Annotated in this window: 15 protein-coding genes; 4 read left to right on the forward strand and 11 right to left on the reverse strand. The window is 69.6% G+C overall.

What is annotated here, in order from left to right:
• Nucleotides 1-18 precede the first annotated feature (18 nt).
• Nucleotides 19-834: a hydroxypyruvate isomerase gene (gene hyi / locus VED21_RS04025; RefSeq protein WP_324881027.1), complete on the forward strand. Its 816-nt coding sequence runs from the start codon at nucleotides 19-21 to the stop codon at nucleotides 832-834.
• On the opposite strand, the gene VED21_RS04030 is transcribed toward hyi, so the two are convergent.
• On the reverse strand, nucleotides 800-1,240 hold the full coding sequence (locus VED21_RS04030) for a GNAT family N-acetyltransferase (RefSeq protein ID WP_324881028.1): 441 nt from the start codon (nucleotides 1,238-1,240) through the stop codon (nucleotides 800-802). The genes hyi and VED21_RS04030 overlap by 35 nt on opposite strands.
• A gap of 260 nt (nucleotides 1,241-1,500) precedes the next feature.
• Here VED21_RS04030 and VED21_RS04035 point away from each other — a divergent pair, with 260 nt between their 5' ends.
• From VED21_RS04035 to VED21_RS04045, 3 genes are all read left to right on the forward strand, one after another.
• The gene (locus VED21_RS04035; protein ID WP_324881029.1) at nucleotides 1,501-2,532 is read left to right on the forward strand and encodes a 2-dehydropantoate 2-reductase; all 1,032 of its coding nucleotides are present in this window, start codon (nucleotides 1,501-1,503) and stop codon (nucleotides 2,530-2,532) included.
• Between the two features lie 38 nt (nucleotides 2,533-2,570).
• A complete protein-coding gene (locus VED21_RS04040; protein WP_324881030.1) occupies nucleotides 2,571-2,714 on the forward strand; it encodes a hypothetical protein in 144 nt (47 codons plus the stop codon).
• 158 nt (nucleotides 2,715-2,872) lie between these two features.
• Entirely contained in the window at nucleotides 2,873-3,502 is a 630-nt protein-coding gene (locus tag VED21_RS04045) for a thiamine phosphate synthase (RefSeq protein WP_324881031.1), read from the forward strand.
• Nucleotides 3,503-3,508: 6 nt separating this feature from the next.
• Here VED21_RS04045 and VED21_RS04050 read toward each other — a convergent pair whose 3' ends face one another.
• The 10 genes from VED21_RS04050 to VED21_RS04095 all read right to left on the reverse strand — a co-directional run bounded on the left by VED21_RS04050 (nucleotide 3,509) and on the right by VED21_RS04095 (nucleotide 18,247).
• On the reverse strand, nucleotides 3,509-4,201 hold the full coding sequence (locus tag VED21_RS04050) for a GntR family transcriptional regulator (RefSeq protein ID WP_324881032.1): 693 nt from the start codon (nucleotides 4,199-4,201) through the stop codon (nucleotides 3,509-3,511).
• A gap of 128 nt (nucleotides 4,202-4,329) precedes the next feature.
• The gene (locus VED21_RS04055; protein WP_324881033.1) at nucleotides 4,330-5,112 is read right to left on the reverse strand and encodes an IclR family transcriptional regulator; all 783 of its coding nucleotides are present in this window, start codon (nucleotides 5,110-5,112) and stop codon (nucleotides 4,330-4,332) included.
• Nucleotides 5,113-5,179: 67 nt separating this feature from the next.
• Nucleotides 5,180-7,933, reverse strand: a complete 2,754-nt coding sequence (gene fdhF / locus VED21_RS04060; RefSeq protein ID WP_324881034.1) for a formate dehydrogenase subunit alpha — start codon at nucleotides 7,931-7,933, stop codon at nucleotides 5,180-5,182.
• Entirely contained in the window at nucleotides 7,930-9,675 is a 1,746-nt protein-coding gene (locus tag VED21_RS04065; RefSeq protein WP_324881035.1) for an NAD(P)H-dependent oxidoreductase subunit E, read from the reverse strand. The genes fdhF and VED21_RS04065 overlap by 4 nt, the downstream gene beginning before the upstream one ends.
• A 251-nt stretch (nucleotides 9,676-9,926) precedes the next feature.
• Entirely contained in the window at nucleotides 9,927-12,083 is a 2,157-nt protein-coding gene (locus VED21_RS04070) for an acetate--CoA ligase family protein (protein ID WP_324881036.1), read from the reverse strand.
• 128 nt (nucleotides 12,084-12,211) lie between these two features.
• Nucleotides 12,212-13,486: a formyl-CoA transferase gene (gene frc / locus VED21_RS04075; protein ID WP_324881037.1), complete on the reverse strand. Its 1,275-nt coding sequence runs from the start codon at nucleotides 13,484-13,486 to the stop codon at nucleotides 12,212-12,214.
• A 194-nt stretch (nucleotides 13,487-13,680) separates the two neighbouring features.
• Nucleotides 13,681-15,459: a thiamine pyrophosphate-binding protein gene (locus tag VED21_RS04080; RefSeq protein ID WP_324881038.1), complete on the reverse strand. Its 1,779-nt coding sequence runs from the start codon at nucleotides 15,457-15,459 to the stop codon at nucleotides 13,681-13,683.
• A gap of 632 nt (nucleotides 15,460-16,091) precedes the next feature.
• Nucleotides 16,092-16,532 carry a CBS domain-containing protein gene (locus tag VED21_RS04085; RefSeq protein ID WP_324881039.1) on the reverse strand — a complete coding sequence of 147 codons (441 nt, stop codon included), beginning with the start codon at nucleotides 16,530-16,532 and terminating at the stop codon, nucleotides 16,092-16,094.
• Between the two features lie 168 nt (nucleotides 16,533-16,700).
• A complete protein-coding gene (locus VED21_RS04090; protein ID WP_324881040.1) occupies nucleotides 16,701-17,459 on the reverse strand; it encodes a GntR family transcriptional regulator in 759 nt (252 codons plus the stop codon).
• A gap of 89 nt (nucleotides 17,460-17,548) precedes the next feature.
• On the reverse strand, nucleotides 17,549-18,247 hold the full coding sequence (locus VED21_RS04095) for a CBS domain-containing protein (protein WP_324881041.1): 699 nt from the start codon (nucleotides 18,245-18,247) through the stop codon (nucleotides 17,549-17,551).
• Nucleotides 18,248-18,494 lie beyond the last annotated feature (247 nt).

An 18,494-nucleotide genomic window follows, 5' to 3' on the forward strand; every position in this document is an offset into this window, starting at 1 on the left:
CCTGGGGAGAAACCCACCATGCCGAAGTTCGCGGCCAACCTGACGATGCTCTACACCGAGCACGACTTCCTCGACCGCTTCGCCGCCGCCGCGGCGGACGGCTTCACCGGGGTCGAGTACCTGTTCCCCTACGCCCACCCCGCCGACACGCTGGCCGAGCACCTGCGGCGCCACGGCCTGACCCAGGTGCTGCACAACCTGCCGGCCGGCGACTGGGACGCGGGGGAGCGCGGCATCGCCTGCCTGCCCGGCCGCACGGGCGAGTTTCAGGACGGCGTCGCCAAGGCCATCGCCTACGCCACCGCACTCGGCTGCCCGCAGGTCAACTGCCTGGCCGGCAAGGCCCCGGCCGGCGTGCCGGCGGAACGCCTTGAGCAAACGCTGGTCGACAACCTGACCTTCGCCGCCCGCGCGCTGAAGGACGCCGGCATCCGCCTGCTGGTCGAGCCGATCAACACCCGCGACATCCCCGGCTTCCACCTGTCCACCACCGCGCACGCCGAGCGGCTGCTGGAGGCGGTCGGCTCCGACAACCTGTTCATCCAGTACGACGTCTACCACATGCAGATCATGGAGGGGGACCTGACCCCCACCATCCAGCGCCTGCTGCCGAAGATCGCCCACGTCCAGGTCGCCGACACCCCCGGCCGCAACGAGCCGGGCACGGGCGAGATCAACTATGGATACCTCTTCGCCGCCCTCGACCGGCTCGGATACGGCGGCTGGGTGGGGTGCGAGTACAAGCCGGCCGGCCGCACGTCGGACGGGCTCGGCTGGCTTGCCCCCTACCGCACCGCGCCTACTCGAGCGCCAGAACCAGCTGGAACGCCTTAATGACCATGCGCTTGCGGTGGTAGAAGCGGTGGGCGTCGGTGCGCTGCACGCCGGAGATCACCTCCATCTGCGCGCAGCCGCGCCCGCGCGCCTCGCCCGCCAGCCAGTCGAACAGCGCGTCGCCCAGCCCGTGCGAGCGGTGGGCGGACGAGGTGACCAGATCCTCCACGTACATGTACCGCCCGCGCGACAGCGTCTCGTGCATGCGGAAGCCGGCGCAGCCGGCGATCTCGCCGTCGAAGCGCAGCACGGCCAGCGTGTAGCCGTCGTCCATCTGCCGGCGCACCTGCCGGCAAAAGGCGTCCTCGTCGGTCAGGTGCGTGCGCAGTTGCCGGATGGTGGGGAAGCACGCGGTGATGTCCGCGTCGGTGGTCGCCGGTTCGATCCGGATGGTGCCCTGCTCCATGTGGCTCATTCCTCCCAGGATGGATTGCGCGCTGCCGCACGGATCGCCGCAGCGGACCAGTACGGTATTCTGGATATCGTATACCACGCAACTCCGTTCTATAAACCCATACGGAGAGTTCCCGTTCGTTGCTGTTGACATTGCGTATACCGTATACCAAGCTCAGCCCGATGGCGGTTCCGACAATCAGCCACGCGCACGACCTGTCGCGCGCACGACGTCCGCCGCCGGCATCGACGATGGGAGGGGGCCAGGGCATCATGAAAATCTGCATCTACGGGTCCGGGGCGATCGGCGGTTACCTCGGCGTTCGGCTGCATCAGGCGGGGGCGGAGGTCAGCCTCGTGGCGCGCGGCGCGCATCTGGCGGCCATGCGCGAGAACGGCGTCACCCTGCTGGTCGGCGACGAGGCGCAGACCGTGAAGGCGCGCTGCACCGACAACGCGGCGGAGCTGGGGCCGCAGGACTACGTCATCATCGGCCTGAAGGCGCATTCGGTGCCCGGCGTGGTCGACGCCATGCAGCCGCTGCTGGGGCCGGACACCGCGATCGTCACCGCCGTGAACGGCATCCCCTACTGGTACTTTCACAAGCACGGCGGCCCGTTCGAGGGGCGCACCCTGGAAACGGTGGACCCGGGCGGGCGCCAGTGGCACGGCCTGGGGCCGGAGCGCGCCATCGGCTGCATCGTCTACCCGGCCACGGAAGTGGTCTCCCCCGGCGTCATCAAGCACGTCTATGGCGACAAGTTCGCGCTGGGCGAGCCCGATGGTTCCATGTCGGAGCGCGTCACGGCGCTCAGCCGGATGATGGAGGCCGGCGGGCTGAAGGCCCCGGTGCGCGACCGCGTGCGCGACGAGATCTGGCTGAAGCTGTGGGGCAACCTGTGCTTCAACCCGATCAGCGCGCTGACCCACGCGACGCTGGACGTCATCGCGTCGGATCCGGAAACGCGCGCGGTGGCCAAGGCGATGATGCTGGAGGCCAAGGAGATCGGCGACCGCCTGGGCGTCCACTTCCGCGTGGACGTGGAGCGGCGCATCAACGGCGCGGGTGCCGTGGGCGCGCACAAGACTTCCATGCTCCAGGACCTGGAGCGCGGCCGGCCCATGGAGATCGACGCGCTGCTGTCGGTGGTGCAGGAGATGGCCCGCATGGTCGGCGTCGCCACGCCCACCATCGACGTGGTCCTGGCCCTGGTGCGTCAGCGCGGCGAGGTTGCCGGCCTCTACACCCGCCCGCACCCGCCCACGCCGGAGCAGGACCCGCAGCCGGCCGTCGCCGCGCAGTAACGCCCGCATGAGTAACGCCCGCATGAGGAGGCGGAGCCATGGAGCACCCCGATCCCGCCGGCCAGATCGCCGCCTTCCAGGGCGCGCTCCAGACCCTGCCCGGCGACGCCGTCCTCATCGGTTTCGCGCTGCTGGTTCTCGCGGGGATGTTGTATTGGTCGGTCGGGAAGGGGCGGAAGTAGGCGACGTTTTGCCCCCTCCCTAACCCTCCCCCTCTTCAAGGTGGAGGGGACTGCCGCCGCTTTCCCCCTCCACCGCGTAGCGGGGGAGGGTGCCCGGAGCGCCGGCGGAGGGCGGGAGGGGGCACACGCGCTTCGCACTTCGCGCTACACTGCGCGCCATGCTCCCCGCCCCGCCCGTCCTCCTCATCACCGACCGCCATCAGGCCGCCCAGCCGCTGCCCGAGCTGGCGGAACGTGCCTTCGCCGCCGGCCTGCGCTGGCTGTCGCTGCGCGACAAGGGCCTGCCCGATGCCGAGCGCGCGGCCCTGGCCCGCACCCTGGTCGCGCGCGCCCGCCCATGGGACGCCACCGTCACCGTGCACGGCGATCCCGAACTGGCCCGTGCCGCCGGCGCGGCCGGCGTGCACCTGCCGGACGGCGGCGACGCGACCGCCGTGCGCGCCCTGCTCGGCCCGCGCGCGCTGATCGGCGTGTCGGCGCACGACGGCGCCGGACTCGCGCGGGCGGCGGCGCAGGGCGCGGACTACGCAACACTCTCGCCCGTGTTCCCCTCCCCCAGCAAGCCGGGGTACGGGCCGCCGCTGGGCCTGGACGGCTTCGCCCGCCTCGCGGCGAACGCGCCGCTGCCGGTGCTGGCGCTGGGCGGGATCGACGCCGGCAACGCCGCGGCGGTGCGCGGCGCCGGGGCGGCGGGTGTGGCGGTGATGGGCGCGCTGCTGCGCGCCGACACGGCGGAGGCGACGGCCCGCCTGCTCGCCGCCTTCACCGCAGCCGACTTCACTCCATAAAGTTGGTCAGTCGTCCAGGAAGTCGCAGTGCTTCTCGACGTGCGCGGCAAGGCCCAGCGTGTGCTCGCGCACCAGCCGTTCGGCCAGATCGGCGTCGCGCCGCTCCAGCGCCTTGATGATTTCCTTGTGGTCGTGGATCGACCGTTCCGCCCGGTTGTCCTGCCCGATGGTCAGCTTGCGGATGGCGCGGACGTGGATGAACAAATTGTCCGTCATCTCCTGCAGCAGCGACGAGCCGCTGAGGCGGATGATGTTCTTGTGGAAGGCGATGTTCGCGTCCGAATACTCGGTCACGTGGTCCATCGGGCTGCGCTGTTCGAAGTTGCGGAACAGGTCCCACAGGGTGCGGATGTCCTCGTCCGCCGCATGCTGCGCGGCAAGGCGCGCCGCCATGCTCTCCAGCGCCGCCCAGGCCTGGATCATCTCGACGATCTCGGTCTTGGTCTTGCGCACCACGAACACGCCGCGGCGCGGCTGCAGGCGGATGAAGCCCTCCTGCTCCAGCAGGCTCAGCGCCTCGCGGATGGGGGTGCGGCTGACGCCGAGAAGGTCGCTGAGCTGCCGCTCCTCCAGACGGATCTCGGTGGGATGGTCATAGATGTCCATCTCCGTGATCGCCTGCTTCAGCGCATGGTAGACCTGGCTGCGGAACGTGGTTCCGGTGTCGAGCGGCTGGACGTTCAGTGCGGGTGCCTTCATCGTCTTCAACGATCCCCTGCCCTGCCGGGAAAGGGCGCCCGGCGCATCTGGTATCTCATACACCAGATGCACACGCCCGGCCAGGAATTCCAGGGCGTTCCTTAACAACACGCCACGGCGTCACCGCGTCACGCCGGCAGCCGGCCGCCGATCTCCATGGTCACGGCCGCCGCAGTGCGCCGGGCCATCTCGCCCAGCGCCGCCGCGCGGCCGTCGGCCATGCGCCGGTTGCAGCCGGACAGCGACAGGGCGCCGATCACCCGCGCGTTCTCGTCGTGGATGGGGGCGGCGACGCAGCACAGGCCGGGCACCCGCTCCTCCTGGTCCAGCGCGTAGCCGCGGCTGCGGATCAGCGCCAGCTCGGCGTGCAGGGCCGGCAGCGACGACACGGTCGTGCGGGTGAACCGGCGCATGCCGCGCTGGGTCAGGATGTCCTGCACGCGCGCCTCCGGCATGCCGGACAGCAGCGCCTTGCCGACGGCGGAGCAGTGCAGCAGCGTGCGGTCGCCCTCCGGCACCGCCGGGTCGACCACGCGCGGGCCGCCGACGCGGGCGAGGTAGACGGCCTCCCCGTCCTCCTCGACGGCGAGGTTGACGATCTCGCAGCTCTCCTCCATCAGCCGCCGCATGCGGGGCTTGGCGACGTCGAGGAGGCTGCGCGTCTTCAGGAAGTTGGCGCCGGTGATGTAGGCCTGCACCCCCACCGCCCAGCCGCGCGCCGCCTGGTCGAAGCGGACGTAGCGTTCCTGCTGGAGCGTGGTGAGCAGCCGGTGCGCGGTGGAGGGCGACAGCGCCGCCTGCTGCGCCAGATCGGACAGGTGCATCGGCCCGCCCGCCCGGCCCAGGATGGTCAGCAGGCTCATCGCGCGGGTGAGCGACTGCACCGACTGGCCCTTGGCGGCCTTTTCCATGTTCCCCTCCCCCGTAGGTTGGGCCGCGCTGGCGCTTGGCCCAACCTACGATGCTACGTTTCACCTTCTATGCCGCCGGCTCCACCTTCGCCGCGCAGAACTTGAACTCCGGAATCTTGCCGAAGGGGTCCAGCTGCGGGTTGGTCAGCACGTTGGCCGCCGCTTCCGCGTAGCAGAACGGCACGAAGATCAGCCCCGACGGCACGGCGGAGTCGGAGCGCGCCTTCAGCTCGATCCGGCCGCGCCGGGTGGTGACGCGCACCGGGGCACCGGCCTCCACGCCCATGCGCCGCAGGTCGGCCGGCGCCATGTAGGCCACCGCCTCCGGCTCCAAATCGTCCAGCACCTGGGCGCGGCGCGTCATGGCGCCGGTGTGCCAGTGCTCCAGCTGGCGGCCGGTGGTCAGCACCATGGGGAAGTCGGCGTCCGGCTCCTCCGCCGGCGGGATGACCGCCGCCGGCACCAGCCGCCCGCGCCCGCTGGACGTCGGGAAGCCGTCGCCGAACACGATCTGCTGCCCCGGATCCTCCGGCGACAGGCTGGGATAGGTGACGGAGCCCTCGCGCTCCAGCCGGTCCCAGCTGATGTTGTCCAGCGACGGCATCGCCCCCTTCATCTCGGCGAACACGTCGCGCGGGTGCGTGTAGGCCCAGTCCAGCCCCAGCCCACGGGCCAGCTCCTGCACGATCCACCAGTCCTGGCGCGCGTCGCCCGGCATGGGCAGGGCGGTGCGGCCCAGCTGCACCTGCCGGTTGGTGTTGGTCACCGTGCCGTCCTTCTCCGGCCACGCCGAGGCCGGCAGCACCACGTCGGCGTACTTGGCGGTCTCCGTCAGGAAGATGTCCTGCACCACGAGGTGGTCCAGCTTCGCCAGCGCCTCGCGGGCGTGCTGCACGTCCGGGTCGGACATGGCCGGGTTCTCGCCCATGATGTACATGCCGCGCACCTGTCCGGCGTGGATGGCGTCCATCACCTCCACCACCGTCAGGCCGCGTTCGGGGTCCAGCTCCGTCTTCCAGAAGTCCTCGTAGAAGGCGCGGACCTCCGGGTTCGTCACCGGGCGGTAGTCCGGGTACATCATCGGGATCAGGCCGGCGTCGGAGGCGCCCTGCACGTTGTTCTGCCCGCGCAGCGGGTGCAGGCCGGTGCCGGGGCGGCCGACCTGCCCCGTGGTCAGCGCCAGCGCGATCAGGCAGCGCACGTTGTCGGTGCCGTGCGTGTGCTGCGACACGCCCATGCCCCAGAAGATGATGGAGGCCTGGGCGCGCGCGTACAGCCGCGCCACGTTGCGCAGCGTCGCCGCCGGAATGCCGCAGACGTCGGCCATGGCTTCCGGCGTGTAGCCGGCGATGTGCGCCTTCAGCCGGTCGAAGTCCTCGGTGTTGGCCTCCACGTACTGGCGGTCGTACAGGCCTTCCGTGATGATGACGTTGAGCAGCGCGTTCAGCATCGCCACGTCGCGGCCCGGCTTGAACTGCAGCATGTGCGTGGCGAAGCGCTTCAGCGCCTGCCCGCGCGGGTCCATGACGACCAGCTTGGCACCGCGCTCCACCGCGTTCTTGAAGAAGGTGGCGGCGACCGGATGGTTCTCGGTCGGGTTGGCGCCGATCACCACGATCACCTCGGCGTCCTCGGCCGCGTTGAACGGCGCCGTCACGGCGCCCGAGCCGATGCCCTCGATCAGCGCCGCTACCGAGGAGGCGTGGCAGAGCCGCGTGCAGTGGTCGACGTTGTTGGAGCCGAAACCGGTGCGCACCAGCTTCTGGAACAGGTACGCCTCCTCGTTCGACCCCTTGGCCGAGCCGAAGCCGGCCAGTGCGCGCCCGCCGTGCGCGTCCCGGATGCCCTTCAGGGCGCCGGACGCCAGCGCCAGCGCCTCCTCCCACGTCGCTTCGCGGAAGTGGGTCAGCGGGTTGGCTGGGTCGATGTCGGCGTCGTGCTTGGACACGCCGTCGCGCCGGATCAGCGGCTTGGTCAGCCGGTGCTTGTGGTGGATGTAGTCGAAGCCGAAGCGGCCCTTGACGCACAGCCGCCCGTGGTTGGCCGGCCCGTCGCGCCCGGTGACGGACAGCAGCGCGTCGTCCTTGATGTTGTAGGTCAGCTGGCACCCCACGCCGCAGTACGGGCACACGCTGTCGACTTTCCGATCAGGCGCGGCGGTGAACACGCCGGTCACCGCGTCGACCTGCGTCTTCGGCATCAGGGCGCCGGTGGGGCAGGCCTGCACGCACTCGCCGCAGGCGACGCAGGTGCTGCTGCCCATGGGGTCGTCGAAGTCGAAGACGATCTTCTCGCTGTGCCCGCGCAACGCCATGCCGATGACGTCGTTCACCTGCACCTCGCGGCAGGCGCGGACGCACAGGGTGCACTGGATGCAGGCGTCGAGCTGCACCGCCATCGCCGGGTGGCTGAAGTCCTTGTCCACCGGTGCCGCGCGCGACGGGAAGCGGCTCTCCGTCACGCCGACCCGGTCGGCCCAGTTCCAGAACTTGGAGTCGGGATCATGCGCGCGCGCCCGGTCCGGCTGGTCGCCGACCAGCAGTTCGAACACCATGCGCCGCGCCGCCTTGGCGCTGTCGCTGGCGGTGCGCACGCGCATGCCGGGCGTCGGCCTGCGGATGCACGACGCGGCCAGCGCGCGTTCGCCGTCGATCTCCACCATGCAGGCGCGGCAGTTGCCGTCGGGGCGGTAGTCGGGCGCCGTCGAGTGGCAGAGGTGCGGGATCTCGGTGCCCAGGCGCGTGGCGACCTGCCAGATGGTCTCGCCGGGCCGCGCCTCGACCTCGACCTCGTCGAGATGGAAAGTGACGCCCTCGCTCATCCCACGTCCTCCCGGTTCGCCTGTGGCCCAACGGCCGGTGCGGCGAACTCATCCTGGAAATGCTTCAGCACGCTCTTCAGCGGATTCATGGCCGCCTGCCCCAGCCCGCAGATGGAGGCGCTGCCCATCACCTTGGCCAGTTCCAGCAGCAGCGGCTGGTCCCACTCCGGCCGGCTGACCAGCGCCATGGCCTTCTCGGTGCCCACGCGGCAGGGCGTGCACTGGCCGCAGCTCTCGTCCTCGAAGAAGGCCAGCAGGTTGCGCACCACGGCGCGCATGTCGTCCTTGTCGGACAGCACCACCACGGCGGCCGAGCCGATGAAACAGCCGTGCGGCTCCAGCGTGCCGAAGTCCAGCGGGATATCGTCCATGCTGGCCGGCAGGATGCCGCCCGACGCCCCGCCCGGCAGGTAGGCCTTGAAGCTGTGCCCCTCGGCCATGCCGCCGCAGTGTTCCTCGATCAGCTCGCGGATGGTGATGCCGGCGGGGGCCAGCTTGACGCCCGGCTCCTTCACCCGGCCGGACACCGAATAGCTGCGCAGGCCGGTGCGCCCGTTGCGCCCGAAGCTGCCCCACCAGGCACCGCCCTTCTCGACGATGTCGCGCACCCAGAACAGCGTCTCGACGTTGTTGATCAGCGTCGGCCGCCCGAACAGCCCGACGACGGAGGGGAACGGCGGCTTGTGGCGCGGCAGGCCGCGCTTGCCCTCGATGCTTTCCAGCATCGCCGATTCCTCGCCGCAGATGTACGCACCGGCACCCCGGCGCAGGTGGATGCGGGTGTGCCGGGCGAGGCCGGCGGATTCCACAACGGCGATCTCCTTCAGCAGGATCTCACGGATCTGCGGGTACTCGTCGCGCAGGTAGATGTAGACGTCCGTGGCCTCGATCGCCCAGGCGCCGATCAGCATGCCTTCCAGGAAACGGTGGGGGTCCGTCTCCAGGTGGTGGCGGTCCTTGAAGGTGCCGGGCTCGCCCTCGTCGGCGTTCACCGCCATCAGGCGCGGCCCCGGCTCGTGCCGGACATAGCGCCACTTGCGGCCCGTCGGGAAGCCGGCGCCGCCCAGGCCGCGCAGGTTGGCCGATTCCAGGCGCTGGAGGATGTCCTCGACCTCGTAGCGGTGCGCCAGGCATTCCGACAGCAGCGTGTAGCCGCCGCCCGCGCGGTACTCGCCGAATCCCATGTAGCGGGGGATGTGCGGGTGGGTGTCGCCGGCCGCGACGGCGGCCGTGACGCTCTCCGGCGTGGCGTTCTCGTGCAGCGCGTGGCCGATGGCCACGGCGGGCGCGTTGTGGCATGCCCCCATGCAGGGGGCGCGCACGACGCGCACGTTGGGGCCCAGCGTGCCGGGCAGGGCCTTCAGCAGCTCCTCGCCGCCGGCCATGCAGCACGACAGGCTGTCGCAGACGCGGACGGTGACGGGCGGCGGCGCCTCCTCCCCGTCCATGACGATGTCGAAGTGGGCGTAGAAGGAGGCGACCTCGTACACCTCGACCAGCGCCATCCGCATCTCGTGCGCCAGCGCCGCCAGATGGCGGGCGTGCAGCCCGTGATAGGTGTCCTGGAGGAGGTGCAGATGCTCGATCAGCAGATCGGGCTGGCGGGACCGCGTGCCCAGCAGGTCCCGGACCTCGGCCAGCGCCGCCGGGTCGACCTGCCGTCCCTTGGGCTGACCCCTGGTGTTCCGCCGGCCGGAGCCGGGGTGGATGGCGCGTGCCTTGTCCGGGATGGCCGTATCCATAGGTCGCCTCCCCTCCCTTTTATCATCGCTGTTCATTGCGGACGGCATGGTCGAACCTAGGGCCGGCCGGGCTGCCGCCCAGAGCTTACCGCACCCGCGCGCGCCACGCGACGGCCCGAAAGGGCATGTGCGGACCGGCCTTGGATCGGGCCGTAGGTTGGGTTGAGCGCCAGCGAAAACCCAACGTCCCCTGCATGGCGGGCACGTTGGGTTTTCGCCCTCGGCTCAACCCAACCTACGGCGTCCCCTTGTCACAACAACCCGGCCGCGCGGGCCCAGCGGTACTTCGCACCCAGCACCGCGACCGGCGTCTCGGTCGAGTACGGGTAGGCGACGACGCCGTGGTCGTAGAGGTACTCGGCCGCCTCCTCGACCTGCACGTCGCCGGCCAGCGAGGCGACGATCGGCTTCTCGATGCCCTTGGCCTTCATCTCCTCCTTCACCTCGATCACCAGCTTGGCGAACACCATCGGCGGCGTGATGATCGTGTGCCAGTAGCCCAGGATCAGCGCGTGGATGCGCTCGTCCTCCAGGCCCAGGCGGATGGTGTTCTTGTAGGTGGTGGGCGGCTCGCCGCCGGTGATGTCCACCGGGTTGCCGGCCGCGCCGAACGGCGGGATGAACTTGCGGAACGCCGTGTCCAGGTCCGGCGGCATGGCCATCAGCGACAGCCCGTTGTCCACGCACGAATCCGACAGCAGCACGCCCGACCCGCCGGCCCCCGTGATGATCACCACGTTCTCGCCCTTCGGCGTCGGCAACACCGGGATGCCGCGGGCGAACTGCAGCAGGTCCTGCAGGCTGCGCGCCCGCACCACGCCCGACTGCCGCAGCACGTCCTCGTAGATCTTGTCGTTGCCGGCCAAGGCGCCGGTGTGGGAACTGGCGGCGCGGGCGCCCAGCGAGGTGCGGCCGGCCTTCAGCACCACCACCGGCTTCTTCTTCGACACGCGCTTGGCGGCTTCGGCGAAGGCGCGGCCGTCCTTCAGGTCCTCGCAATGCATGGCGACGACCTGGGTGTTGTCGTCCTGCTCGAAGAAGGCGAGCAGGTCGTCCTCGTCGATGTCCGACTTGTTGCCGAGGCCCACGATGGCCGAGACGCCCATCTTGGTGGAGCGGCTGAAGCCGATGATCGCCATGCCGATGCCGCCGGACTGCGACGACAGCGCTGCCTTGCCCTTCACGTCGAACGGCGTGCAGAAGGTCGCGCACAGGTTCTTGTGCGTGTAGTAGAAGCCGTAGATGTTCGGCCCCATCAGGCGCACGTCGTATTTGCGCGCGATGGCGACGATCTCATCCTGCCCCTCCACGTTGCCCGTCTCGGCGAAGCCCGACGGGATCAGCACGGCGCCGGGGATCTTCTTCTCGCCGACTTCTGTCAGGGCCTGCGCCACGAACTTGGCGGGGATGGCGAAGACCGCCACGTCCACCTCGCCCGGCACGTCCTTGACGCTCTTGAAGGCCTTGTAGCCCAGGATCTCGTCGGCCTTCGGGTGGATCGGGTAGATCTTGCCCTGGTAGCCGCCGTTGACGAGGTTCTTCATGACCGAGTTGCCGATCTTCCCGTCCTCGGACGAGGCGCCGATCACCGCCACCGCTTCCGGCTTCATGATGCGGTTCATCTGGCGCACGATCTCGTCCTGGGACGGCAGGTAGCGCTTCGCCTTCGGCTCGAAGTCCAGCACCACGCGCACGTCGGCCGCCGTGGCGCCGTCCTCGCGGGCGAACACCGGGTTCAGGTCCAGCTCGACGATCTCCGGGATGTCGTTCACCAAGTTGGAGACGTTGACGATGATGTCGGCCAGCGCCTCGCGGTTGGCGGGCTTGGCGCCGCGCACGCCCTTCAGCACCTCGGCCGCCTGGATGCCGTCCAGCATGGTCAGCGCGTCGGCCCGGCTGACGGGGGCCAGACGGAAGGTCACGTCCTTCAGCACCTCCACCAGCACGCCGCCCAGGCCGAACGCCACCAGCTTGCCGAAGCTGGGGTCGGTGATGGAGCCGACGATGACCTCCTGCCCGCCCTTCAGCATCTGCTGCACCTGCACGCCGATCAGCTCGGCGTTCGGGTCGTACTGGCGGGCGCGGTCCATGATGGTCTGGAAGCCGCTCTTCACGTCGTCGGCCGAGTTCACGCCGACGATCACGCCGCCGGCCTCCGTCTTGTGCAGGATCTGCGGCGAGACGATCTTCAGAACGACCGGGTAGCCCATGCCGTCGGCCAGCCGCGCCGCCTCGTCCGCCGTTTTGGCGACGCCTTCCTGCGGCACCGGGATGCCGTAGAGGTCGCACAGCTCCTTGGCTTCCGGCGCGGTCAGCGCGCTGCGCCCCTCGGATTTCGCCGTGTCGAGGATGCGGCGGACGACGTCGGGGGCCGGAGCGGTCCGCGGCGGGTCGATGACTGCAGTCATGGCGTTTCCCTCCTCTGGTGTCTCTTCTGGCTTCTGGCACCCGCCGTTCGCGGGCACGGTTCGGGCGTCCGCCGGGGGCGGGCGGCCCCCGGCGCGGCCGGTTCTCGTCGGAATGGCTGGCGCCGGCCCTACTCGGCCGCCAGCAGGCGCGGCGCGCCGATGGCGCCGGCGCCGCGGAGGTCCGCGATGGCGCCGTCGTCGAAGCCCAGCACGTCGCGCAGGATCTCCTCCGTATGCTCACCCAGAAGGGGCGAGCGCTTCACCTCGGTCGGGCTGTCGGACAGCTTGATCGGGTTGCCGACGGACAGGTACGTGCCGCGGGTGGGGTGGTCGACCTCCACCACCGTGCCGGTGGCGCGCAGCGACGGCTCCTCCGCGATCTCCTTCATGGACAGGATGGGGCCGCAGGGAATGTCGTACTGGTTGAGGATCTCCATGGCCTCGAACTTGGTCTTGGTCATGGTCCACTTCTCGATCTCCGCGAAGATCGACATCAGCCGCGGCAGGCGGGCGACGGGGGTGGCGTAGTCCGGGTCGGTCTTCCACTCCGGCTTGCCGATCACGTCGCAGATGGCGCCCCACACGGGGGCCTGGGTGATGAAGTAGATGTAGGCGTTGGGGTCCGTCTCCCATCCCTTGCACTTCAGGATCCAGCCCGGCTGCCCGCCGCCCGACGCGTTGCCGGCGCGCGGCACCGCCTCGCCGAAGTGGCCGTTGGGGTACTGCGGGTATTCCTTCAGCGGCCCGTGCGCCATGCGCTGCTGGTCGCGCAGCTTGACGCGGCAGAGGTTGAGGACGCTGTCCTGCATGGCCGCCAGCACCCGCTGCCCGCGCCCCGTGCTGTTGCGCTGGTACAGCGCCGTGACGATGCCCAGCGCAAGGTGCAGCCCCGTGCCGCTGTCGCCGATCTGCGCACCCGTCACCAGCGGCGGCCCGTCGTCGAACCCGGTGGTGGAGGCGGCACCGCCGGCGCACTGGGCGACGTTCTCATAGACCTTGCAGTCCTCGTACGGGCCGGGGCCGAAGCCCTTGACCGAGGCGACGATCATGCGCGGGTTCAGCTCCTGGATGCGTTCCCAGGTGAAGCCCATGCGGTCGAGCACGCCGGGGGCGAAGTTCTCCACCAGCACGTCGCAGCTCTTCACCAGCGCCTCCAGCACCTGCTTGCCCTGTGGGTTCTTGGTGTCGAGCGTGATGGAGCGCTTGTTGTGGTTCAGCATCGTGAAGTAGAGGCTGTCCGCGTCCGGCACGTCGCGCAGCTGGCCGCGCGTGATGTCGCCTTCGCCGGGCCGCTCCACCTTGATGACGTCGGCCCCGAACCAGGCGAGCAGCTGCGTGCAGGTCGGTCCCGACTGCACATGGGTGAAATCGAGGATGCGCACGCCGTCCAGTGCTTTGCCCATATGCCCCTCCCTTGGGCTTCAGTGCGAATGCAGTTCTTTTTGAAGCCCTTCTCCCCTTGAGGGAGAAGGGTTGGGATGAGGGGTCGTTACCGCCCGGAGGGCGGGAAAATGAGTCCACTTTTCCGGCTCTCCGAGCCGTAATACCCCTCACCCCAACCCCTCTCCCTCAAGGGGAGAGGGGCTTTTAACGAGCTTTACTTGTACATCGTCTGGGCCTTGGTGCCCGGCGCGTACTCCCGCGGGTCGACCCAGATGTTGACCACGGCCGACTTGCCGTCGCGCTGCACCGCCTCGCGCGCGCGCCGCAGCGCCGGGGCGATCTGCGAGGATTCCCGCACCTCCTCGCCGTAGCCGCCCAGCATCTCGGCAAACTTGCTGAAGGGCACGTCGCCCAGCAGGTTGCCGACGTCGCCGCGCTCCTCGCCGTACTTGGTGATCTGTCCATAGCGGATCTGGTTCATGGCGGAGTTGTTGCCGATCACCGCCAAGTACGGCAGGCCGAAGCGGTTGGCCGTCTCCATGTCGAAGGCCGTCATGCCGAAGGAGCCGTCGCCGTAGTAGCAGAGCACCTCCTTCTCCGGGTTGGCCGCCTTGGCCGCCAGCGCGAAGCCGGTGCCGACACCCAGGCTGCCCAGCGCGCCGGGGTCCATCCAGTGGCCCGGCCGGCGCGGCCGCACGGCCTGGGCGGAGATGGTGACCACGTCGCCGCCGTCGCCGATGTAGATCGTGTCGTCGGTCAGGAACTCGTTCAGTTCCCAGGCCACGCGGTAGGGGTGGATCGGCGATTGGTCGGAGGTGAAGAGCGGCATCAGCTTGGCGGTCGCCACCTCCTCAGCCGCGCGCAGCTCCTGCATCCACTCCCGCCGCTTGGCCTGCGCGCCGCGCTCGATGCGCCCCGACGCGGCCTGCCGCACGGCGGCGAGGATGGCGCCCGGATGGCCGACGAGGCCCAGCGCGATGTCGCGGTTCTTGCCGACGGTGCGGTAGTCCATGTCGATCTGCACGACCGACGCGTTGCGGCCCAGCCGCCTGCCGTAGCCCATGCGGAAGTCGAAGGGCGTACCGACGATGACGATGACGTCGGCCTTGTCGAACCCCTCGCGCCGGGTGCGGTCGAAGTGGTGCGGGTCGCCCGGCGGCAGCAGGCCGCGCGAGGCGCCGTTGAAGTAGGCTGGGATGTCCAGCGCACGCACCAGGTCGATCGCCGCCTCGTGCCCGCGCGCCGTCCACACCTGGCTGCCCAGCAGGATGACCGGGCGCTCGGCGTGCGCCAGCAGGTCGGCCAGCGTCTCGATGTCGGCCGGGTCGCCGATGGAGCGGGTGGAGGCGCGGTAGGCGCCCGGCTGCGGGATGACGGCGCGGCTGATGTCCACCTCGCGGTCCAGCACGTCGCGCGGGATCTCCAGGTACGCCGGGCCGGGGGCGCCGGCGAAGCACTCGCGCGCGGCCATGGAGATCATGTCGGCGATGCGTTCGGTGGAGCGCACGCCGGCCGCGAACTTGGTGATCGGCCGCATCATGTCGACGTGCGGCAGGTCCTGCAGCGAGCCCATCATGTGCTGCGTCAGCGCCCCCTGGCCGCCGATGTGCAGAACCGGGCTTTCCGAGCGGAAGGCGGTGGCGATGCCGGTGACGGCGTTGGTGCAGCCCGGCCCGGCGGTGGTGACGACGCAGCCCAGCTTGCCGGTCTGGCGGGCGTAGCCGTCGGCGGCGTGGGCCGCGACCTGCTCGTGCCGGACGTCGATGATGCGGATGCCTTCGTCGATGCAGCCATCGTAGATGTCGATGATGTGGCCGCCGCACAGCGTGAAGATGGTGTCCACCCCCTCGTTCTTGAGCGCCTTGGCGACGAGGTGGCCGCCGGAGACGACGTTGCCGTCCTTGGTCTTCCTCTTCAGCGTGTCGTCCGCCGTCGTCGTCGAGGCGGGTGCGGCCGCCACGGTGGGCGCGGCGGTGGCAACGTCGTTCGCCATGGGTGTCTTCCTCCTGTGAATGCGTCCGTGCGGGAGCGCCCTTGCCGGGTCGGCCGCAATTGCTTTTTTCGCGTCGCACGCGGGGCGGACGGCCAGAACGGCGTCCGGCGCGGAGAGTCCGGGCGTCGAGGCCCGCGTCTCTGAATAAATGATACGGTATACCAGATGCCTAACTGCGGCAAGCCCATTTGCTGGCGTCGCCAACTGTCCAAATGGCGGATAGATGGGCCAAGCGGGCGATTGGCACGGTGCGCAACGCCCTCGGTTCCACCGATGCCCTCGGCAAAAACGGCGGTTTTCCTGGGCTTTCGGCAACGCCCTGGCTGCGCCGCCCCGGCGACAAGCCTCGCCAGCCCTTCTGGTATACCAAATACGCTCAGCGCATGGCTGGCATACGGAATCCCAGATGGTCGTGCTGCGCTCCAACGGGGTACAAAGGAACCGGGTCTACGCGGTGTCCTCCCGCTGGATTCTCCCTAACTCCCCCGGCGCCCCGCGCTCGGGGGATTTTTGTGTGCGGGGGGCACGCGTAGGTCGGCGCCAAGCGCAAGCACGGCCCAACACCCCTTGCCATGACGGCGGATGTCGGGCCGCGCTGCGCTTGGCGCCAACCTACGGGATCGGCGTGGCCGTTACTGGTTCACGGCGATCGGATAATCCCACTCCTCCTCCGGCGCCTCGGCGAGCTGGCGTTTGATGAGGTCGCGCACGCTGATCACACCCACCAGCGTGAAGCCGTCCAGCACCGGGACGTGGCGGATCGCATGCTCGTCCATCAGTTGAAGGACGTGGCGCACGGGGTCGGACGGCCGGCAGGTGATGGGGTTGCGGCTCATCAGCGCCGACACCGGCTGCTGGAGGATGGCGGGGCCACTGTCGACGAGGCCGCGCACCACGTCGCGCTCCGAGATGACGCCGACGATGGTGTTGCCCTCCGTCCGGCAGACGTCCTTGACGACGAGGGCACCGATGTTCTCCCGCCGCATCAGCTTCAGCGCGGTTTCCACCGTCTCGTTGACCCGCACCATGTTGATCCGGGTCCCCTTCGTCCGGAGAATCTCTTCGACCTTCATGACACCCCTCCTCTGAACGGCTCCCTCCCTGGCGTGCCCGCGCGTTCCGGACAGGGGTTCGCAACGGCCGCGTTGTGGGATGCCTTATACTGGTATACAGAATGCCACACCGTCAAGCGGATTCGTTGGGCACACGAATTGTTGGCCCCAAGATGGTATGCGGCGGCGCTACGGCGCGCCGAGGGTCACCGTGAAGCCGCCGTCCCCGCGCGCCCGCCCGTCGGACAGCTGGTTCAGCCAGTCCAGGAAGTCCCCGTGCTTCTCCACGTGCTCCGCCAGGCCCAGCGTGTGGTCGCGGGCCAGCCGCTCCGCCAGGTCGGCGTCGCGCCGCTCCAGCGCGGTGATGATGCCGTGGTGGTCGTGGACCGAGCGTTCCACCCGGTTGTCCTGGGCGATGGTCAGCTTGCGGATGGCGCGGATGTGGATGAACAGGTTGTCGGTCATCTCCTGGAGCATCTTCGCCCGGCTCAGCCGGATGATCGCCTTGTGGAAGGCGATGTTGGCGTCCGAATATTCCTTCAGGTGCTCCGACGGGTTGCGTTGCTCGAAGGCGGCGAACAGCGTCCACAAGCCCCGGATGTCGTCGTCGCTGGCGCGCTGGGCGGCGAGGCGCGCGGCCATGCTTTCCAGGGCGGCCCAGGCGATGATCGTCTCGATGATCTCGGTCTTGGTCTTGCGCACCACGAAGATGCCGCGGCGCGGCTCCAGCCGGACGAACCCCTCCTGCTCCAGCAGGGTCAGCGCCTCGCGGATGGGCGTGCGGCTGACGCCCAGCTGGTCGCTGAGCTGGCGTTCGTCCAGGCGCACCTCGCCGGGATGGTCGTAGATGTCCATCTCGACGATGGCGCTCTTCAGCGCCCGGTAGACCCGGCTCCGGAACGTGGCGCCGACGTCCAGCGGCTGGACGTTGATTGCGGGAGGGGGCATCCGGTGTTGCTCCTCTGTCTGGACTCCTTGAAGCCCTTCTCCCCTCGCCCTCAAAGGGAGAGGGGCTTTGGATCGTTACGCATTGCGCCCTACCCGACGAAGCGGTTGCGGTGCAGGTGCTCCTCGATCCGCTTCACGCCGGGCACGCTCTCGGCGGCGATGCGCAGGGCGCGGCGCTGGTCGTCGTTCTCGACCACGCCCCACAGCTGCACCACCGCGTCGGCCACCACGATGTTCACCTGGTTCAGGTCGATCCACCGCTCGCCCGACAGCCGCTCCAGCAGGGCGGCGCGGATCGCCATGTCCCCCTCGGTCCCCGCTCCCGCCGCCGCCCCCTGCGGCGCGTGGCGGTAGGCGACGAGGCCGTGCAGCAGGTTGGCGCGGCTGACGATGCCCACCGCCCTGCCGTCCACCAGCACGGGCACGCGCTTCACGCGCTCGCTCTCCATGATCTGGGCGATGTCGGACAGCTCGGTGTCGGGCGTTACCGAGATCACCCGGCGGGTCATCACGTCGCGGGCACGGCGCCCATGCGACTTCACGAACTCCGACGCCTGTCCGGTCGGCCCGGTCAGCAGCTCCAGCCAGCGCGAGCGGCGGCGCTCCGTGCCGGTTTCGGCGCGGTGCAGCAGGTCGCCCTCGGTGACGATGCCGATCACCTTGCCCTCGGCGTCGGTCACCGGAACGCCGCTGATGCGGCGCGACAGCAGCAGCTCGGCGATCTCGGGCACGGTGGTGTCCAGCGTCACCGTGATCACCGGCGATGTCATGACGTGCTTGGCTTGCATCGGACCCTCCTCTCGGACTCGCGTTTACCCCAGTGCCCTTCGCTCGTGCGCCCTCCGTTTATGTGTCCTTTGGTTCACTGGCCCGCACCTTCGCGCCGCCGGCCTGTTGGTGCGGGACGGACAGCGCGGCATGCACACCGTACGTATCTGGTATGCCAGATACCGTCTGCGGCATACGGTCGCCTTGCAATCGGGAAGCGGTTCTGCCATATATGCGGCGCCGCACAAAACACCCCCGAAAGAGGAG

Origin of the sequence: Azospirillum sp. (assembly GCF_035627195.1) — a bacterium.
Lineage (GTDB): Bacteria > Pseudomonadota > Alphaproteobacteria > Azospirillales > Azospirillaceae > Azospirillum.

Bases quoted from the DNA above. Each gene is read 5' to 3' on its own strand.
- VED21_RS04085 (WP_324881039.1), bottom strand. From the start codon at position 16,532: ATGAAGGTCGAAGAGATTCTCCGGACGAAGGGGACCCGGATCAACATG.
- VED21_RS04080 (WP_324881038.1), bottom strand. From the start codon at position 15,459: ATGGCGAACGACGTTGCCACCGCCGCGCCCACCGTGGCGGCCGCACCC.
- VED21_RS04050 (WP_324881032.1), bottom strand. From the start codon at position 4,201: ATGAAGGCACCCGCACTGAACGTCCAGCCGCTCGACACCGGAACCACG.
- VED21_RS04090 (WP_324881040.1), bottom strand. From the start codon at position 17,459: ATGCCCCCTCCCGCAATCAACGTCCAGCCGCTGGACGTCGGCGCCACG.
- VED21_RS04055 (WP_324881033.1), bottom strand. From the start codon at position 5,112: ATGGAAAAGGCCGCCAAGGGCCAGTCGGTGCAGTCGCTCACCCGCGCG.
- hyi (WP_324881027.1), top strand. From the start codon at position 19: ATGCCGAAGTTCGCGGCCAACCTGACGATGCTCTACACCGAGCACGAC.
- frc (WP_324881037.1), bottom strand. From the start codon at position 13,486: ATGGGCAAAGCACTGGACGGCGTGCGCATCCTCGATTTCACCCATGTG.
- fdhF (WP_324881034.1), bottom strand. From the start codon at position 7,933: ATGAGCGAGGGCGTCACTTTCCATCTCGACGAGGTCGAGGTCGAGGCG.
- VED21_RS04065 (WP_324881035.1), bottom strand. From the start codon at position 9,675: ATGGATACGGCCATCCCGGACAAGGCACGCGCCATCCACCCCGGCTCC.
- VED21_RS04030 (WP_324881028.1), bottom strand. From the start codon at position 1,240: ATGGAGCAGGGCACCATCCGGATCGAACCGGCGACCACCGACGCGGAC.
- VED21_RS04045 (WP_324881031.1), top strand. From the start codon at position 2,873: ATGCTCCCCGCCCCGCCCGTCCTCCTCATCACCGACCGCCATCAGGCC.
- VED21_RS04035 (WP_324881029.1), top strand. From the start codon at position 1,501: ATGAAAATCTGCATCTACGGGTCCGGGGCGATCGGCGGTTACCTCGGC.
- VED21_RS04040 (WP_324881030.1), top strand. From the start codon at position 2,571: ATGGAGCACCCCGATCCCGCCGGCCAGATCGCCGCCTTCCAGGGCGCG.
- VED21_RS04070 (WP_324881036.1), bottom strand. From the start codon at position 12,083: ATGACTGCAGTCATCGACCCGCCGCGGACCGCTCCGGCCCCCGACGTC.
- VED21_RS04095 (WP_324881041.1), bottom strand. From the start codon at position 18,247: ATGCAAGCCAAGCACGTCATGACATCGCCGGTGATCACGGTGACGCTG.